This window comes from bacterium (genome assembly GCA_008933615.1).
Taxonomy (GTDB): Bacteria; CLD3; CLD3; order SB21; family SB21; genus SB21.
In genome coordinates, this window is record WBUR01000095.1 from 1 (window position 1) to 1,992 (window position 1,992).

Consider the following 1,992-nt stretch of genomic DNA (forward strand, 5'->3'; position numbering starts at 1 on the left):
GCATTACTTGCTCAAGAACGCTCCCGTCGCCGTAACTGAATCCGACTGGGCGGCGCTTTTGCCGTTGAAATTGAAAGACAGGGATTTCCTGTTGGCTGAGTAGAGGCGGTTATTGCTCCGCTTACGGATCATCCGAGCAACCAGAAATCGAAATACCGTTCACCATGTCTGGCGAACCCCACATCATTACCGTACAGGCAAATAGTAATGGTCAAACAGAAGTCTTAATGGCCTCAGAAAAACCCCTGCCATTGGAAACAAAATTCAGAGAGGCTCATGATACCTTAATCCTGATGCGCCATTACGGTCAGACCATAAAGGACCCAAAACTAAAACAGGATTTTGATCGATTATTTAGCGATAAGTTGGATAGACTACCTGGTGATCTTGTAGATCAATTTCACAGCCTTCGCAAACAGTACTATCCTGAAAAGAAACGGATCATTGATGAAGATTCGGCCAAAGAAACCGTAAAAAACCTCAAGAATCAGGCTAACAAACTTGCAAACGCAATTAAAAAATGGGGTGACGCGAACAACATTAAGGATTTCAGCGCTATGGAAATTGATAGGGAAGTAAATGATAGAATGTATAGCCTGCGAAAAAAGGCGTGGATAAAAACAAAGGAAGATGTTCAACAGATACTTTCTTATTACAATTTTCGTGGAAAGCCAATTCTGTTTCGCGGTAGCCTCTATGAAGGGAAACGCGGTGAGCATAAGGCATATGTGCTTTTCGACGACAAGCACTTTGATGTAGACATGTACGTCGTTGATCCGGTAGCATATCGGGAGGCCCAAGAAAAAGGAATGCCGCCAATTGCGGGGAAAATATTCCCTGATAAAAGATTTCCCGAGCTTGACGCACTTTCCAGAAGCGTTGCTCTGGATTTAGCAGCAAAATTCCCGGAAGTTCATAAGTTACAAAAGGTAGGAGTTGTGATCGTGCCGAAGGACCAAGAAACATAGATTTACAGCTATCTAACCACTGTCATTACGGAGAAAAAATGGAACCTACAATTCTTGAATTTACTATACGACTTAAATCAGCAGAATCGCTTGTTACAGTATTAGACCGTGTAGAGGAAATACTGGGATGCACCATGCACTCGGATTCGTTCGCTGATGAACCGGCGTTTGTTGGCGATCTCCTAGGTACCAAGATCGTTATGTTTAACCCGAGGGAAATAGATGGAGTCTACCTGTATGAACTACAGGGATTGGTTGATCGGGAGATCTATGCCAATACCGACTTCAATACTATCAACATCAGCGAAGCCATCCTTACGATTTTTGAACGGGCAGAATTTCATGGATGGTGGAAGCCGTCCATAGACGAGCTGATTTCTGAGTGCGAATAAAAACAGGCTGGACTGACTAAGCCCTCTCAGTCGTATTAAAGGCTTCGTCTATAAGAGTGCTGCTAAACTCAAGGAACTCGCCCTTAAGGGTGCGCTGCATCTCATAGGAGGTGCTGCAGAGCGCGTCTACGGCATTATCAATAAAGGCAAGGCCACGCTTGGACTCATCCTTGCTGATCCGATCGGATTTGCAAGAAACCTCATGGCAACCGTCGGTCAAGGCTTTAAGAACTTTGTCGGAAACTTCGTCGGCCATCTCAAGAATACGCTGAAATCCTGGCTTTTCGGAAACCTTGCCAGGGCCGGCATCACGTTACCCGAAACGATCGACGCGAAGGGCATCTTCCATCTGGCCGTGCAGATCCTCGGACTCACCTATCAGAACATCCGCAGCCTGATTGTTGGTAAGGTCGGTGATGGTGGAGAAGAGGCCATGGGCGTGGCTGAAAAAACCGTCGAGATCGTGCAGAAGGTATCTACGGAAGGCCCGCAGGGTCTGTGGGAGGAGGCAAAAGACAAACTTGCCTCGATGCGCTATACGGTGATCAGCGGCATTATAGGCTGGGTGCGCAATACGATTATCGTGCAGGCCGTTACTCGTCTGCTTGGAATGTTTACACCCGTTGGCGCTA

3 protein-coding genes are annotated in these 1,992 nt (G+C 46.5%); all 3 read left to right on the plus strand.

The annotated features are described in order from the left end of the window. Window positions 1–164: 164 nt before the first annotated feature. Window positions 165–968 carry a hypothetical protein gene (locus F9K33_16550; protein KAB2877318.1) on the plus strand — a complete coding sequence of 268 codons (804 nt, stop codon included), beginning with the start codon at window positions 165–167 and terminating at the stop codon, window positions 966–968. A 38-nt stretch (window positions 969–1,006) separates the two neighbouring features. Continuing rightward, on the plus strand, window positions 1,007–1,360 hold the full coding sequence (locus F9K33_16555; protein KAB2877319.1) for a hypothetical protein: 354 nt from the start codon (window positions 1,007–1,009) through the stop codon (window positions 1,358–1,360). A 202-nt stretch (window positions 1,361–1,562) separates the two neighbouring features. Next, on the plus strand, window positions 1,563–1,992 hold a 430-nt coding region (locus tag F9K33_16560), incomplete at its 3' end, for a hypothetical protein (GenBank protein ID KAB2877320.1).